Source organism: Aeromonas sp. 604282 (assembly GCF_049170575.1).
Taxonomy (GTDB): Bacteria; Pseudomonadota; Gammaproteobacteria; order Enterobacterales; family Aeromonadaceae; genus Aeromonas; species Aeromonas veronii_A.
Map to the genome: position 1 here is coordinate 32384 of NZ_JAAKMV010000004.1, position 16240 is coordinate 48623.

14 protein-coding genes are annotated in these 16240 nt (G+C 59.4%); 7 read left to right on the forward strand and 7 right to left on the reverse strand.

Annotated features, from left to right (window positions below; all coding sequences use genetic code 11):
* Positions 1 to 4: 4 nt before the first annotated feature.
* Positions 5 to 1135, reverse strand: a complete 1131-nt coding sequence (gene zipA / locus G5367_RS06780; RefSeq protein ID WP_421294025.1) for a cell division protein ZipA — start codon at positions 1133 to 1135, stop codon at positions 5 to 7.
* A 15-nt stretch (positions 1136 to 1150) separates the two neighbouring features.
* Positions 1151 to 4525 carry an AAA family ATPase gene (locus tag G5367_RS06785; protein ID WP_421294027.1) on the reverse strand — a complete coding sequence of 1125 codons (3375 nt, stop codon included), beginning with the start codon at positions 4523 to 4525 and terminating at the stop codon, positions 1151 to 1153.
* A gap of 213 nt (positions 4526 to 4738) precedes the next feature.
* On the opposite strand from G5367_RS06785, the gene cysZ reads away from it, so the two are divergent.
* Entirely contained in the window at positions 4739 to 5503 is a 765-nt protein-coding gene (cysZ, locus tag G5367_RS06790) for a sulfate transporter CysZ (protein WP_421230597.1), read from the forward strand.
* A 146-nt stretch (positions 5504 to 5649) separates the two neighbouring features.
* On the forward strand, positions 5650 to 6264 hold the full coding sequence (locus tag G5367_RS06795) for a trimeric intracellular cation channel family protein (protein ID WP_005338456.1): 615 nt from the start codon (positions 5650 to 5652) through the stop codon (positions 6262 to 6264).
* An 85-nt stretch (positions 6265 to 6349) separates the two neighbouring features.
* On the opposite strand, the gene G5367_RS06800 is transcribed toward G5367_RS06795, so the two are convergent.
* The 4 genes from G5367_RS06800 to G5367_RS06815 all read right to left on the reverse strand — a co-directional run bounded on the left by G5367_RS06800 (position 6350) and on the right by G5367_RS06815 (position 9688).
* Positions 6350 to 6601: a DUF3862 domain-containing protein gene (locus G5367_RS06800; RefSeq protein WP_219594582.1), complete on the reverse strand. Its 252-nt coding sequence runs from the start codon at positions 6599 to 6601 to the stop codon at positions 6350 to 6352.
* 47 nt (positions 6602 to 6648) lie between these two features.
* Complete coding sequence (locus tag G5367_RS06805) at positions 6649 to 7194, reverse strand: DUF882 domain-containing protein (RefSeq protein WP_033136140.1); 546 nt, start codon at positions 7192 to 7194, stop codon at positions 6649 to 6651.
* A 165-nt stretch (positions 7195 to 7359) separates the two neighbouring features.
* On the reverse strand, positions 7360 to 8844 hold the full coding sequence (locus G5367_RS06810; RefSeq protein ID WP_421244227.1) for a L,D-transpeptidase family protein: 1485 nt from the start codon (positions 8842 to 8844) through the stop codon (positions 7360 to 7362).
* A gap of 79 nt (positions 8845 to 8923) precedes the next feature.
* Positions 8924 to 9688, reverse strand: coding sequence for a substrate-binding periplasmic protein (locus G5367_RS06815; protein WP_419772924.1), 765 nt, complete (start codon positions 9686 to 9688; stop codon positions 8924 to 8926).
* Between the two features lie 325 nt (positions 9689 to 10013).
* Here G5367_RS06815 and G5367_RS06820 point away from each other — a divergent pair, with 325 nt between their 5' ends.
* From G5367_RS06820 to G5367_RS06840, 5 genes are all read left to right on the forward strand, one after another.
* Complete coding sequence (locus G5367_RS06820; RefSeq protein ID WP_005347826.1) at positions 10014 to 10559, forward strand: hypothetical protein; 546 nt, start codon at positions 10014 to 10016, stop codon at positions 10557 to 10559.
* A gap of 53 nt (positions 10560 to 10612) precedes the next feature.
* Positions 10613 to 11632, forward strand: coding sequence for a glycosyltransferase family 2 protein (locus tag G5367_RS06825; RefSeq protein ID WP_005347828.1), 1020 nt, complete (start codon positions 10613 to 10615; stop codon positions 11630 to 11632).
* Positions 11629 to 12000, forward strand: a complete 372-nt coding sequence (locus tag G5367_RS06830) for a GtrA family protein (protein WP_005338463.1) — start codon at positions 11629 to 11631, stop codon at positions 11998 to 12000. Before G5367_RS06825 ends, G5367_RS06830 begins: the two co-directional genes overlap by 4 nt.
* Positions 12000 to 13166, forward strand: a complete 1167-nt coding sequence (locus G5367_RS06835) for a hypothetical protein (protein ID WP_005338464.1) — start codon at positions 12000 to 12002, stop codon at positions 13164 to 13166. The genes G5367_RS06830 and G5367_RS06835 overlap by 1 nt, the downstream gene beginning before the upstream one ends.
* Before the next feature lie 228 nt (positions 13167 to 13394).
* On the forward strand, positions 13395 to 15506 hold the full coding sequence (locus tag G5367_RS06840) for an alpha-amylase (RefSeq protein ID WP_421294031.1): 2112 nt from the start codon (positions 13395 to 13397) through the stop codon (positions 15504 to 15506).
* A gap of 75 nt (positions 15507 to 15581) precedes the next feature.
* Here the strand turns inward: G5367_RS06840 and G5367_RS06845 are convergent, their stop codons facing one another.
* Positions 15582 to 16208 carry a glutathione S-transferase gene (locus G5367_RS06845; RefSeq protein ID WP_421294032.1) on the reverse strand — a complete coding sequence of 209 codons (627 nt, stop codon included), beginning with the start codon at positions 16206 to 16208 and terminating at the stop codon, positions 15582 to 15584.
* Between the last annotated feature and the right edge of the window lie 32 nt (positions 16209 to 16240).

A 16240-nucleotide genomic window follows, 5' to 3' on the forward strand; every position in this document is an offset into this window, starting at 1 on the left:
CGTATTAGTCGCGGCTGGCCTCGTAGGCAGCCAGTTCATGCCGGTAACGGGCAATAGTCTCGTCACTCAGCGGGCTGCGCTCCATATCGGTCAGCATGGCATCGAGATCGCTGGCCAGTTGATCGGCGGCCTGCAGCATGTCCTCGAAGGCAAACGCGGCGTTGCTGCGCAGCGGCAGCTGCATGAACAGGGAGACACCCGGCGTGGTGAACTGCTCCATCCGGTACGGGTTAAAGGTGCCCGGCTTGACCATGTTGATCATGGAGAAGAGCACTTCACCCTTGCCATTGGCATCTTCGTGACGGTGGAAGATATCCATCTCGCCAAATTTGAAGCCAAGCGCCATCAGGGAGGAGAGCAGAGTCGCCCCTTGCAGCTCATGCCCCGGACGGCCCATCAGGTTGATGACATAGACATCCTGCCAGATTTTTTCTACCGGCTGGGGAGCTGAGCGAGGTTTTGCAACGGGAGCCTCGTAGACGGGCTCTTCGTAAAGAGGTTCAGGTTCCACTTGGCGTGGCTGGGCCTTCACTTCAGGTTCAGTGGCTCGCACAGGCTCATTTCGCACACCAAAGGTGGGCGCTGTGGCATAAGCAGGCTCGATCAGCGGCTCGTCATCCTGAACAGGCATGACTGGCTCGCGCTGGGGACGTGAACGGTAGACCGGGGTACGGCGATTAACCTGAGCCGGTTTGCGTACCGGAGCGGCAGGCTCTTGCGCAATGACGTCAGGCAGCGGCTCATCAAAGCCCGGTTCCTCTTCTTCATAGGCAGGAGGCGGCGGAACCGGACGGGCAGCAGGCTTGCGCACGACGGGCGGTGGCAGTTCATCCTCATCATCTTCATCATCAAAGGCGGGCACGGCGGCACGGCGACCAAACTCCGGCTGAAGGCTCTCTTCACTGCGCAGCTTGGGCTCGGCACGGCGGCCACTGCTGACTACGCGCACCTGACCGATGCCATCGCTGTCGAAGGCGTCATCATCGCGGTTTCGCGATTTGGATTCCATCCGGCCAAGGGGTTTCTCTTTGATCGGTGCCTGACGATTCTTTCTGTTGCTCCACAACCCGTGAATGAGCAATGCCGCGATGGCAATACCGCCCAGGGCAACCAAGATGTAACGCAATTCCTGCATTAGCTGCTTCTCTTTCTAGTTTTGCTCAGCCAAAGCGACGGCTTCACCGATATCGACCGACACAATGCGAGAAACCCCGGGCTCTTGCATCGTGACGCCAACCAGCTGCTCAGCCATCTCCATGGAGACCTTATTATGACTGATGTAAACGAACTGTACTGTGCTCGACATCTCTTTGACAAGAGAACAGAAGCGACCGACGTTCACTTCATCGAGCGGTGCATCCACCTCATCCAGCAGACAAAAAGGTGCTGGGTTGAGTCTGAAGATGGCAAAAACCAGCGCAAGCGCGGTTAACGCCTTCTCCCCCCCGGAAAGCAGGGCAATGGTAGCATTCTTCTTACCCGGAGGTCTCGCCATGATGCTCACTCCGGCCTCCAAAAGATCATCGGAGGTAAGCTCAAGCCAGGCACTGCCCCCACCGAACACTTTCGGAAACAGGGATTTTAAATCTTCGTTGACCTTATCGAAAGTGTCCCGGAACCGTATTTGTGTCTCTTTATCAATTCTTTTAATGGCTTGGCTCAAGGTTTCCAGCGCTTGCTCGAGATCCTGACACTGATTTTCAAGATAGGTTGCCCGGGTTTTCGCCTCTTCGTACTCCTCCAGCGCCGCCAGGTTGATGGCGCCGAGCGCTTCCACTTGCCCCTCCAGAGTCTGGATCTCCTGCCGCAGCTTGCTGCGATCTGCAGCGATCAGCACCGCCTGATCGAGATCTACCAGTCGAACCCCCAGCTCTTCGAACTGCTCGTGCAGCCCCTGTCGACGGGTGAGGCTGCGTTCACGCTCAAGGCGCAGGGTTGCCAGCTTCTCTTGCAAGGTAACAAGCTGCTTGTGATCGGCTCTTCTGGCCTGTTCCAGCTCGGTCAGCTGGCGCTCCAGCTCCGCAAGCCGTTGATGGCAGGCGAGCTGCTGCGCCTCCAGATTGCGCTGCTCGGCAAGCAGGGGCGCCAGATCCGGCACTGCCTCGCTATCCGGCCCTTTCAGCCCGGCCAGCTCCAGCCCGAGCCTCGCCAGCTCCTCTTCACCCAGGGTAATGAGTTGGCGCAGATTGCCCAACTCCAGTTGCAAACGCTGGCAGGTCGCTTGTTGCTGCTCGCGGCGCACTCGCGCCTCATCGACCGCCCGCTCGCAGCGGGTCAGCTGCTCCTGCGCGACCTGCAACCCTTGTGTCAGCGGCTCCCCCTGCTCCTGCAACTCGGCAAGGCGCGCCTCATCGAGTTCCAGTTGTGCACGAGCGCTGGCCAGTCGCTCTGCCTCTTCGGCCTGCTCCTGATCAAGCCGGATCAGCTCTTCGCCGAGCTGACCGAGCCGCTGCAACCGCTCCTGCCGCTGACCCTGTTGCAGGCTCCAGGCTTCGCGCAGTTGTTGCCATTTCTGCTCTTGCTCGCGCAAGGTTCGCTGCGACAACTCATGCGCACTGGCAAGCTGGGCACGTCGGGCATCGGCAGCCACAAGTTGCTCGCTCAGCTGTGCCTGCCCCGCGGCAACCTTCTCCAGCTCGGTGTGCAACCGCTCACGCTCACCGAGCAGCGCCATGGTGCCGAGCGCCGCGCCCAGCCCCAGATCGGCCCAGTTTGGCCCCAGCCAGTCGCCAGCAGGAGTCAGTACCGACTCACCAGCCGCAAGGCTTGGCTGGCGGGCCAATGCGGCCTCCCGGCTCTCCACCAGCCAGATGGCATTGAGGAAGGCGGGAATGTGCTTGCCGCCCAGTTGCGCCGCCAGCGTACCGGCAACCGCCGGTTGTGCCGGGCCAATCCAGAGTCCCTCTTGCGCCAGATTGCACTCGTCCGCTGGCGTTGCGGTGAGCCAGCGACCCAGCACCTTATCGAGCGCCTGTGCCCACTCGGGGGCAACTTGCAACCGGTCGGCCAGAGTCACCCCCTCCATCTGTTCGCCGAGGATCTGATCCAGGGTCGCCAGCCGCGCCTCCAACTCCCGCTGCAGGCTCAACTGCTGGCCATGCTGCTGCTTGAGTTGTTCATGGGTGTGGACAGCCTGCGCCAGCTGCTCGGTCAGCTCGTCATTGGCCGCCCGCGTCAGCTCCAGCTCACCACTCAGGGCATCGAGGACCGGTTGCAGATCGTCGGCCTCTGCGCCGAGGGGGCCAGCGCGTTCATCTTCCAGCTTGAGGCGGGCCAGCCGGGTCTTGGCCTGCAGCTCCTGCAGGCCACCCAACCGGGTACGGGTCTGGTTGAGCTGCCCCTGCAACCCTGCCAACTGTTGCTGCCACTGCTGCTGGCGCAAGCGGGCCTGCTCCAGCTGCTCGCTGGCGTGCTGGCGAGCCTCCTGCTGCTCGGTAAGCAACTGCTCACACTGCTCCAGCCGAGCGCTCTCCTGCTCAGCGCGCAATACCCCTTCGGTCAGTTGATCCTGCTGGCTGGCCAGCTGCGCCTTGCGGGTGGCAATCCGCTCGCCCAGCGCCTCTGCACGGGCCTGCCAGTCGCGCCCCAGTTCACTCTGGTGCAGTTGCTGCTGTTCGAGACGGGCGATGGCCTGCCCGCCGAGAAAAATCTGTTGCTGACGGCTCGCCTGCTCGGCTTGCGCCTCTTGTCTGGCGACCGACAGGGTGACGTGGCGCCCCTCATCGGCGGTACGCTTGGCATCGAGCGCCGCCAGCGCCTGCTCGGCCTGCGCCAGCTCTGTTTTAGCCTCGCCAAGACGCGTCTCCAGCGCCCACAACTCGGAGCCAATCAGCTCGGCGCGAGCAGCGCGCGAACGACTCTTGAGCTGTTTGTAGCGCTCGGCCGTTTCGGCCTGGGCTTTGAGGTGGTCAAGGCGCGAACCCAGCTCGCCGCGAATATCGCCGAGGCGCTCCAGGTTATCCTGAGTGTGGCGAATGCGCTGCTCGGTCTCGCGGCGCCGCTCCTTGTAGCGGGAAACCCCGGCCGCTTCTTCCATAAAGAGCTTGAGATCGGCCGGACGTGACTCCACCAGTCGGCTGACGGTGCCCTGCTCGATGATGGCGTAGCTGCGGGGGCCAAGACCGGTGCCGAGGAAGAGGTCGGTCACATCTTTGCGGCGGCACTTCTGGCCGTTGATCTGATAGTGGTTGGAGCCGTCGCGCAGCACTTCGCGGCGCACCGAGATCTCGGTAAAGCGGCCGAACTCGCCGGGCACCCGGTTATGGGGATTGTCGAACACCAGCTCCACCGAGGCGCGCCCGTGCGCACTGCGATTGATAGAGCCGTTGAAGATGACATCGGTCATGTTCTCGCCGCGCAGATGGCGAGCGGAGCTCTCCCCCAGCACCCAGCGCACCGCGTCGATGACGTTGGATTTGCCACAGCCATTGGGGCCCACCACGGCGGTCATGTCTGCCGACAGTTCGATGCGGGTCGGCTCGACGAACGACTTGAAGCCGGCGAGTTTGATCAGTTTCAGACGCATGGCGACCTGTATCAGTGGCTAAATAAAGAGGAGGCGGGCAGGTGACTTTACCAAATCCAGACCCGGCTTTGTTTGTAATATGCAGGCATCATCCCCATTCATGCCCGATTTTTGGTCGCCACGGCACGAAATAAGGAATAGTCGGCGACTTTACCAAATCAAAGGCTTGTTTGTAATATGCTGGCAGTTCTCCCATGCATAGATGGAGCTCACATGAGCCAATCACCCCATATGGTCAAAGATTCAATCAGCGGTGCAGATTACTTTCTGCGCGGTTTTTCCCTTATTCGCCAACCGGGCATCCGCACTTTTGTGCTGATCCCCCTGCTGGTCAACTTCGTGCTGTTTGCCGGGGCCTTCTATGCCCTGCTACTGCAACTGGACGACCTGTTCGCCTGGCTCCATCAGCAGATCCCCGCCTGGCTCGACTGGCTGGACTATCTGCTGTGGCCCATCGCCCTCATCACCATCCTGGTGGTCTTCTCCTTTATCTTCAGCTCGGTTGCCAACTGGGTAGCCGCCCCCTTCAACGGCCTGCTGGCGGAGAAGGTGGAGCAGATCCTCACCGGCCAGCCCGCCAATGACAGCGGCATGCTGGATATCGTCAAAGATGTGCCACGCACCTTCGGCCGCGAATGGACCAAGCTGAAGTATTACCTGCCCAAGGCCATCGGCTGCCTGATCCTGTTTCTGATCCCTGTGGTTGGCCAGACCCTGGCGCCGGTGCTCTGGTTCCTGTTCAGCGCCTGGATGATGGCGATCCAGTATGTGGATTATCCGTTCGACAACCACAAGATCGGCTTCATCACCATGCGCGATGCCTTGAAGCAGCGCCGCGGCAAGTGCCTGAGCTTTGGCGCTTTGGTGACCCTCTTCTCCGCCATTCCGGTGGTGAACCTCTTTGTGATGCCAGTCGCCATCTGTGGCGCCACCGCCATGTGGGTCGATCACTACCGCAAGGAGCAGTTGGGGCGCTAACCCTTGAACATTGATTAGAAAAAGGCACCCGAAACGGTGCTTTTTTTGCATTTAGCATGAATTAAATTAATGCATGCATTCGATAGCTTGTCCCATATGACACGAGTTGGTAGGATTCTGGCCTTTCTCGTTCCCTGGGATATCTCATGTTACATGCACTCTTCTTGGTGGGCCTGGTGGCCGAAGGGATGACCGGCGCGCTGGCCGCGGGTCGGCGACGGATGGATCTGTTTGGTGTGGTGATCATCGCCTCGGCGACGGCCATCGGTGGTGGCACCATCCGCGATGTGCTGCTCGGCCACTATCCGCTGCTCTGGATTGAACATCCGGAATATGTGCTGCTGGTTGCCGCAGCCGCGATGGCGGGTGTGGTCTCCGCCCCCCTGATGCGCTATCTCGGCAAGCTGTTCATGGCCCTCGATGCCCTGGGGCTGGTGGTCTTCTCCATCTTCGGTGCGGCCCGAGCGCTGGATATGGGCCACGGCGCCGGTATTGCCTGCATCATGGCGGTGGTGACCGGGGTCTTTGGCGGGGTGCTGCGGGATCTGCTCTGCCAACGCATTCCGCTGGTGTTTCGTCGCGAGCTCTATGCAGCCATTTCGCTGATCACCGCAGCGCTTTACTGTCTGGCGCTGGATCAGGGCTTGCCGACCAACTGGGCGGCGTTCGGTTCTATCGGAATTGGCTTTGTACTTCGGCTGCTGGCGGTTCGCTTCAAGTGGGGACTGCCCACCTTCAACTATCAATACGCCACCCACTGAGTACGCCAGCTTCTGGCGAGGGGGGTTGGATTGCGAGCAACAAAAAAGCGCCCGAGTGGCGCTTTTTTCATGGACGTTCTGCGACTCAGTTAATCCCTTCCGAGCTGAAGAAGGTCGCCTTGTCGGCGATAAAGCGGATCTTGATGTTCTTCCCTTCCCCGCCCCAAAGGCAGCTGGTGGTGCCCAAGGCATCATCACAACGCTCCGCCTTGCCCAGAATGGTGCTGGCCTCGGCGTAACTCATCCCCATCTTCAACTGGTCATAATTTTCACGGTTGAGCTTGCTGCAACCGGTCAACGACAGGGCGATCAGGCCGCCAATCACTATCTTTTTCATCGCTATCTCCTCACTGGTGGGAAGAGCTTGGCAGCTTGCCAACCCCTTTACCAGCTGCGAACCGGGCCGGTATCGAGGTGAACGAAGTTGTCACGGGGATAGTAGCCGACCCCACCCACCTTGAGATTGAGGGCCGCCTTGCGCAGATGGGCCAGCTGAACGCCGGGGATCCGCACATCCACCGCCTGCCCCAGGGTGTGGTAACTGTGCTTGGCCACGCCGCGGCTCTTGTGACGCTTCTGGCGATTGGTGGCCGGTGCCCGATAACCGGAGATCAGCTGGATTTCGCTGCGCCGACCCAGCTTGTGCTGCAACAGGAACAGCTGATCAAACAGCTTCTTGTCGATGTTGAACACTTCGTTGCGCCGGTAATCGCGGAAAATGTGATTGAGCTCGGCCAACCCGTCGCTCAGATAGTGGCCATTTTCCCAATAGCTGGCGCGCACCCGCTCGCCGGTATTGAGATTGAAGAAACTGAGTTCACGCCCGGTGGTACTGCGGCTGGCCAGTGCAGGGAAGGAGATCAGCGAGCTGCCCAGCAGGCAACCGGCTCCCAGCAACAGGCGACGTCGACTTATCTCTTGTTCCAGCATAAGGGGTTCGTCCATCGCAGATTCAAGCGAAAAATAGTTGAATAAGATCACTGATTGAATGTGATACAGGCGCTTGAAACTACCCTCCGGCAGGGGGAGCTGTCAAACCTCAATCGCCCATAGAAAAGCCCGGCACAGGCCGGGCTTTTCACTCTGTGGCAGGGATCACAGCAGGCGGCTCTGGAAGCTGACCCGATCAAATCCGTAGATGTCGTTGCGCAGTTGCTGGCGACCATTTTCGTCGATCCAGCTGCTCCAATAGACGGTAAAGACCGGGATCGGCGTGGTGAGCGGCAACCATTTGGTCTGGCTCTCCTTGAGGATATTGGCCACCTTGTCCGGCTGATAGCGGGAATCTGCCAGCAACAGCTCGGCCAGATCGTCCGCATGTTCCACCCGGATGCAGCCCGAACTGAAGGCGCGTGCCCCCTGCTCGAACAGCGCCTTGCGCGGGGTGGAGTGCAGATAGATGGCGTCATTGTTGGGCAGGTAGAACTTGTAGCGTCCCAGGGCATTGTGATCACCCGGCTTTTGCCGCAGGCGATAGGGGAAACCGGCGGCCAGCGCCTGATGCCACCCCTCTTCGGTGAACTGCACCGGGTTGCCCTCGCTGTCGATCACCTCGAACTGCTCGCGACTCAGATAGGCGGGATCGCGCCCCAACTTGGGCAGGATGTCCTTGCTCAGGATGGAGCGCGGCACATGCCAGGAGGGGTTGAGCACGATGGAGCGAATTTCGCTGGCCAGAATGGGGGTGGCCCGCTGCTCCTTGCCGACAATAACCCGGCTGGTGAATACCTCGTTGCCGGACTCCACCACGCTGAGCCGATAGTCGGGAATATTGACCAGCACGTAGCGGCCACCGGCGAGCTGATCCACCAGATCACGACGCCACAGGTTGCGCAACAGCAAGCTGGCACGCACTTGCGGGCCGGTATTGAGCCAGGAGCGGGTCTGACGGCCGATGATACCGTCCGCGGTGAGCCCATGACGACGCTGGAACTGTTTGATGGCCTGCTCGGTATCACCATCGTAAATCTGATCACCATGGCTCGGAGCACTGTCGCCCAGCTCGTTGAGCATGGCGCGGATCTGACCGAGCTCGGCGGAGCTCTCTCCGGCACGCAGGGTCGGCATATCAAGGGTCGGCCACTTGCTGGCCATAGGCATCGCCAGCAGTTTGTGCACTTTTGCCCGCACCGCCTCGTACTCCGCCACCTGGGGGCGCAGGGATTTCACCTGGGTGAGCAGATCATCATCGCTGGGTTTGGTCACCACAGGGCGCTTCAAATCAAGCTTGAGGGTCTTCATCTGCTCGCGAGAGACCAGATCCATCCCTCGCCAGGCGTGCTGAAAACGGGCTAGCTTGGTAAAGACCTCGTCATAGATAGCACTGCGCTGCGCTGCCGGCGTAGCCTGCAGGCGCTTCCACAGCGTGAAAAAATCGGGGTGCAGCTGGGCCAGCACAGCTTCTTGCAACTGCTGTTCCAGCTCGACACGGGCCTGTTCGGCCTGACTGCCCTGATACCAGTCATGACGGGTTTCAGTCACCGCCACAACGACTTGAGCCTCTGCCGCGTGCACTAATCCGGCAGGCAAACAGCCAAACCAGAGCAGATTGGCAAGGGCCACCCAATACTTCATCCCCATGGATACCTCAAAACGATTGATGCACGTAGTCAAACACGACCATCAGGCCGCTCATGATGCGTGAATGGCTAACAGTTTGCTAGTTTCCTGGCGCATAGCGTCGCAAGATAATGTCATATTCGTCGCTGCGCTGGAATTCTGCCAAAACCTGGTTGAAACGCTGCAAAAATTGCGGAGATATGGTGCGCTTGCTCATCATGAAAAATCCCGGAGATTCATACACGACCATAGGATGATATGAGAACTGACTGCTCATTCCCTCCTTGCTCAACCCACTGGGAGTCGCCAGCATGTCACCGAGGAAGCCATCGATGCGCCCACGGGCCAGCTTCTCGTAATTCTGTTTGTCGCTCACCGCACTCACCTGGCCGGCATAGCGGCCGAGCAGAGCCATCACTTCATCACCATAAAAATACTCTTTGGTCACGCCGAGGGCGTAGCCTTTGGCGAGCCAGCTAGCCAGATCCTGCTCGGGGTAATGGCTGCCCTTGCGAACCCACAACAGTGTGCGACCCGGATTATAGGCATCTGAAAACCACGCATAACGGGTGCGCTCATCGTTGATGTTTGCCTCCATCGCCATATCGACCTCGCCTAACTTAACCTCCTGAAGTATGCGCTTCCATGGCAACTCCCTAAACTCGATCTCGCAGCCCATTCTGGTCAAAACCGCAGTGAGCACCTCGGCGGCATAGCCACGCACCTGAGCAGGATAGCTTTTATCGTGATAGTGATAGGGTGGCCAGTTATCAAAACCGGCCTTGATAGGTGCAGGACAGAGCGTGGAGGCTGAGAGAGATGAAATCCAGCCAAAGAACAAGCACGCCTGGAACATCCACTTCATGGGTCATCCTTGACGAAACGATGAATCATCATAATTCCTCCCCTGAAAAATGGCGATAGAGGCCGCATCACCGGCAGCATCTGTAAGAATATGACGCAGCAAATTACAGAAAACCTCTTTTTACCAGATAAAATCCTCCCATTACCATGGAGCCCTTGATTACCGTCAATGTTGTCATTAACAAAGAAAGTGCAATGGTGAACGCCTTGATGAGGGGTTGATTTGTGACCAAATATTTTTTTGTGATCCACTATGCTTTTTTTGCAATTGGATTAGCATATGCGCGACATCGGCCTACCAATTTATGTCAGGCATAGAGAGTGATATGACGTACAAAAAGTTTGGTTTTCTGACCGCCATCCTGGCACTGAGCGGTTTCTATCTTTATACCCTCTATCTGGCTGCTCACCCTAACGTGAGCCTGGCCTATCGCCTCTATTATCTGGAGGGTAAAACCCGTTTCTGGGAACACAACTCCAGCATGACCTATCAGCCCGGCAACGAGCTGAACCTGACCAAGCCGAGCCGTTTTCTCTCCAGCGAAGGCTGGGCCAAAAAACCGAGTGACGAAGGCACCCAGCTAAGTGGCAAAGGGGGACTCTATTTTGTGCTACCCAAACAAGCAGCAAAACCGGAACAGTTGACAGTCCATGCCCGCGTCAATAGCCCTGAAGCTGGTGCGCTACTGAAAGTGGCTCTTGGTCACGACTTCACTACTACCGTGAAACTGGCCAAAGCGGGTATCAATGAAATCCGGCTCAACCTGCCAGGAGATTCGCTCACGGCCGATCCCAAGCACCCCAATTTTCTGGCACTCTCGGCACCCACTCCCATCAATGTTCAGTCGGTGCGTTTGACTGTTGCCCAGTGATATGGGTCCCCGATAGCGTTTTATAAAAATAACCAGCCAATAAGGACGTTCTTATGTCGCATCCAGATTTTCGACTCTCTCTGGTTGTTCCCGTTTATAACGAGGAGGAGAGCATCGATGCCTTCATCAGCGCGATAGACAATGAACTGGCCCCGCTCAAAGACCAGCTTGAAATTGTATTCGTCAACGACGGTAGTCGTGACCGTACACGTGAGGTAGTCGAACAGGCAATCGCCCGTGACCCCCGCGTGACCCTGGTCAACCTGGCACGCAACTTCGGTAAAGAGGCAGCCCTGACCGCCGGTCTGCATCAGGCCAAAGGGGATGCCATCGTGCCAATGGACGTGGATCTGCAAGATCCCCCCGCCCTGATCCTGGAGTTCGTGAAACTGTGGCAGACCGGTGACTATGACACCGTCTATGGCATCCGCGTCGATCGTAGCGCCGATACCCCGATGAAGCGTCTGACTGCCGGTGGCTTCTACCGCTTCTTCAACGCCCTTTCCACCAGTACCAAGCTGCCGGAGAACGCCGGTGACTTCCGCCTGATAGACCGCCGCGTAGTAGAGGCGATCAAGCTGCTGCCGGAGCGCAACCGCTTCATGAAGGGGTTGTTTGCCTGGGCCGGTTTCCGTGCCGTTGGCGTCCCCTACGAGCGCCCTGCCCGTCACGCCGGTGAAACCAAGTTCAACTACTGGAAACTGTGGAACTTCGCCCTCGACGGCCTGCTCAGCTTCTCCAGCTGGCCGCTGCGGGTCTGGAGCTATGTGGGTGTCAGCGTCTCGCTGGTAGCCTTCCTCTATATCCTGAAAATCATCACCCAAGTAATCTTCTTCGGCATCGACGTGCCCGGTTACGCCTCCCTGATGTCCGTGGTGCTGTTCCTCGGCGGTATCCAGCTGTTGTCACTCGGCATCATCGGCGAGTACATCGGCCGCATGTTCGTGGAAGTGAAACAGCGCCCGGTCTACCTCATTGAAGGGGTCTATGGCCAGTATGCCAAGCAGGATGCGGCCAAACCGCAGAGCACAGAAAGCAATCCGCAAGAGCAGCAGGAGCAGGCGCCTCAATGATCTCCCGCGAGGAATTCTGGCGGCTGGTACGTTTCGGCTTTGTCGGCGGGGGGGCTACCCTCGTCGACCTTGGCACCTCCATCGCACTGTTTCATACCTGGCCCACCATCTCGGAGCACCTGGTTACCACACTGGCTTTTGCCATAGCGTTCTGGTTTTCCTTCTTTGGTCACCGCTACATCACCTTCCAGAAGCAGGGAGCCGCCAGCAAGTTTCTGCTGGTCGCCCTCTTCTCGCTTGCGGTGCGTAACCTGATCCTGAGCGGCCTGCTGTTTGCGGGGCTCTCCGGTCTGCTGCCGGTGGTCATCGCCACCCTGACCGTTACCGTCCTCACTTACGTTCTCTCTCGCGTCTGGGTTTTTGCCTGATGAATGATATGACCAATACTGCCCCGCTAACCGGGGCTGCACTCCCCTATCGCCCGTCACTACGCATCAGCGGTCGTGACTGGCTGATGATCATCGCTGCCTTCATGCTGAGCCGGGTGGCGCTGTATGGCATGGGCTACTTCGGTGTCCAGCTCTATGGTTCCCCCGACATAGGCCCGCTGCAGGCCTATTGTCAGTTCGACTGCGTCTGGTTCCAGCGCATCATCGAGAACGGCTACGATCTCTACCCGCGCTGGCTGAGCAAGGGCAATGCGGCCAACTGGGCCTTTATGCCGCTCTATCCGATGGTCTCCGGTGCCATCTCCAACCTGTTCAATGTCGAGAGCCTGATCGGCCTCATCATTGTTACCAATATCTCCTTCTTCGCCAGCCTGCCGCTGATGCTGCTGGTGTTGCGTCAGCTCAAGCTGGGGGACGATACCGCCCGCTTCGGCGTCTGGCTGCTCGCCTTCTCCCCCTTCTCCGCCTACTTCGTCTCCGGTTATACCGAGTCGACCTTTATGGCGCTGATGCTGGGGATGTTCCTGTTCGCCTATCGGGAGCAGTGGCTGATGGTGGCCGTGCTGGGGGTCTGTATCTCCGCCACCCGCAACCTGGGGGTGATGATGGTCTTCCCGGTGCTGATCCTGGCGCTGCAGGCCTACGGCTGGCGGGAATTTTTCCGCTTCACCGAGCGCGCCTTCAAGGTGGTGTTCACCCTCTGGATGATCCCGTTTGGCCTGTTTGCCTACATGGTCTACCTCTATCACCTGACCGGCGATGCCTTTGCCTTCAAGCACATTCAGGTGGCTTGGGGTCGCTATATGGACAGCCCGCTGGACTGGTGGCTGAGCGGTTTCGAGCTGGGTGGCCGCAAGGCTTACCTCTCCATCATGGTGATCTTCGGCTGGTGCCTGAACGGCTACCTGTTCAGCCAGAAACGCTGGGCTGAAGCGACCCTGATGTTCATCTGCTGCACCATCCCGCTGATGACCGGCCTCAACGCCATGCCGCGCTACATGTTCGGGCTCTACCCGACCCTGCTGGCCATCATTCTGCTGACCCATCGCTGGCCCGCCATCCGCCCTGCTGTGCTCTGCATCAGCGGCATGGTGGCCTCCTTCATCGCGGTGGCCTTCGTCAACTTCAAGTTCTTCACCGTCTGATGTGACGACGATGCCTGACACACCAAATGCCGGTCACCTGACCGGCATTTTTTATGGCCACTATTTTTATCGACAGAGCGTCCCATCTCCTCTCCGTCACACTTTCCGCGGCTTGAAAACGTAACCATTTGAACTGATGTCACAAATCGGCATTTTGCCGATCCAAGGTGCGCTTTGCTGCTCCTAGAATGGGCCCTTGTCCGAACTGCCCTGCTCAAGGAATGGCTTATGCGTCGTGCTCAAAACTTATCCCCCCTCTTGCTAGCCCTGATGGCCGCCCCGCTGTTCACCCAACAGGCGATGGCCGCCCCCGAGGTTCACCTCTATGTGGATGGTCAGCCGGTGGCAACTCCGATCGCGCTGGACAAAGGGGCGGTCGAGCTGACCCACACCCTTGCCAAGGGGAGCCACCAGATCCGCATCAGCGACGCAAGCAACAGTTGCGGTACCAGCTTTGGCCCGAGCGAGAGCAAGCCGCTCCCCTTCGGCACCGCCCAACCCATGGACAAATGCAGTAAGGATCAAAGCTTTACCCTGCGGGTGATGCTGGCAGGGGAGTATCAGTTCACCTTCAACCCGGATACTCCCAGCCTCAAGGTGTTGCGGGCGACCAAGAAGAGCGAATTCAAACGCCAGCCACCAGAAGAGCCCTGCATCAGCTGGGATGGCGGCCCGGTCACTGTATCCCTGAAAGGGGTCTGGCCAGACGGTACCCGACTGAGGGATGCCTACTCAAAACAGGAGGCGGTGGTCAAACAGGGCAAACTGACCCTGACCCCGAGTAAAGAGAGCGGCGGCCTGCTGCTGCTCGAGCCGGTCAAGGCAGCCAAGCCAGCACCGTTCAGCTGGGATCAGGCGAGCGTCTATTTTCTGCTGACCGATCGCTTCCACAATGGTGACCCCGCCAACGACCACAGCTTCGGCCGCCAGAAGGATGGACAGGATGAGGTGGCCACCTGGCATGGCGGTGACTTCAAGGGACTGACCGAGAAGCTCGACTACATCAAGAGCCTCGGCATGAACGCCATCTGGATCACCCCCATGGTGGAGCAGGTGCACGGCTTTATTGGCGGTGGCGAGCAGGGCAACTTCCCCTTCTACGCCTACCACGGCTACTGGGCGCTCGACTTCACCAAGATTGACCCCAACTACGGCGATGAAGAGAGTCTGAAAACCCTGGTGGATGAGGCCCACAAGCGCGGCATGCGGATCATCCTCGACGTGGTGATGAACCACGCCGGTTACGCCACCCTCGCCGACTTGCAGGATTTGGGGCTCACCGAGCTAACTCAGAACAGCAGCAAACTGCCGACCGTCTGGAACCAGTGGCGTCCGAGCGGTGGCCTCAACTGGCATGGTTACAACCAGTTCATCGACTATCAATCACCCGCGTGGAACAAGTGGTGGAGCGGTGACTGGGTGCGCGCCGGTCTGCCCGGCTACCCGCAGCCCGGCACCGACGATGTGACCGGTTCGGTGGCGGGGCTGCCGGACTTTCTGACCGAATCGGCCAAACCGGTAGGGCTGCCGCCGTTGCTGGCGGCGAAAAAAGATACCAAAGCCAAGGCGCTGCCCAACGCCACCGTGAGCGACTACCTGATAGCCTGGCACACCGACTGGGTGCGCCGCTTTGGCATCGACGGCTTCCGCGCCGACACCGTCAAGCATCTGGAGCCCGAGGTGTGGGCCAAGCTCAAGCAGGCGGGCACCGCTGCGCTCAAGGAGTGGAAGACTGCCAACCCGGGCAAGGCCCTCGACGATCTGCCCTTCTACATGGTGGGTGAGGTGTGGGATCACGGGGTGGCCAAGGATTTCTGGTATCAGAACGGTTTCGACTCCCTGATCAACTTCGACTATCAGCGCGAGTTCGCACTGTCACAGGCCCAGTGCATGGCCAGCGCCGAGCCCACCTATGCCAGCTACGCCAGTCGCATCAATCAGGATCCCGAGTTCAACGTGCTGAGCTACATCAGCTCCCACGACACCAAGTTGTTCTTTGGCGACTATCAGGATGTGCCGCTACAGCGCCGGGTCGCCAACAGCTTTATGCTGCTGCCGGGTGGCATCCAGATCTACTACGGCGACGAGTCCGGCCGCGGGCTGGCCAAGGATGGCGGGGTGTTCGATCAGGCCTTGCGCTCGGATATGAACTGGCAGGAGCTGACCAGCGGCGACAAGGCTGAGCTGGTCAAGCACTGGCAGCAACTGGGCCAGTTCCGCGCTGCCCATCCGGCCATTGCGGCAGGCAGCCACCAGAAACTCTCGGATGCCCCCTACGCCTTCGTGCGGGAGAAGGGGGATGACAAGGTGGTGGTGGTCTTTGCCGGTCGGCAGAAGTAACTCTTGGGCCATATATACCAGCAACAGAGAGGGGAGCCACTGGCTCCCCTCTCTCGTTTATCTATCTGCCAAGGCTCACTGTGACTGGCACGCCGCCACCGGCCACTGCAACCGCGCCTTGAGCAGGGTCTCCTGCCACAGAGGCCAAGAGAGCAGCGCCTGCTGATAGACTCCCGCCTGACCGGGCAACAGGATGCCGTAGCTGGCCAGCCGATAGGCCATCACCGCATAGAAGGCATCGACAATGCCTGCCTCGCCAAAGTAGAAGGGGCCCCGCGTCTGCGACCAGATCTCCTGCAAACGGGCCAGCTCACCGACCGCCTCCACCGGGGGATCGATACGGGTTGGCGCCCCAAGAAAGAAGGGGAGCAGAGAACGGATCTGCCGAAATCCTGCATGCAACTCGGCGCAGAGGCTGCGAGCCTGTGCCCGCTCGGCCAGCGAAACAGGATAGAGCTGGCGGTCGGGACAGAGCTCGTGAACATATTCGGCGATGGCCAGCGAGTCGTGAACCCGCACGCCATCGTGTTCGAGCCAGGGCACCAGACCGGCCGGTGCCAGCCGCTTGAGCCGCGCCAGCGACTTGGCATCCTCCAGATCGAACACCTGCTCCTGCCACGTCAGCCCGCTCATGGCGAGCACCAGTGCCGCCCGCATCGCCCAGGTGGAGCCGGAGCCCACCGCCAATACCAAGGATCCCATCTGTTGCCTCCTGCATGAGTTGCCTGCGACCG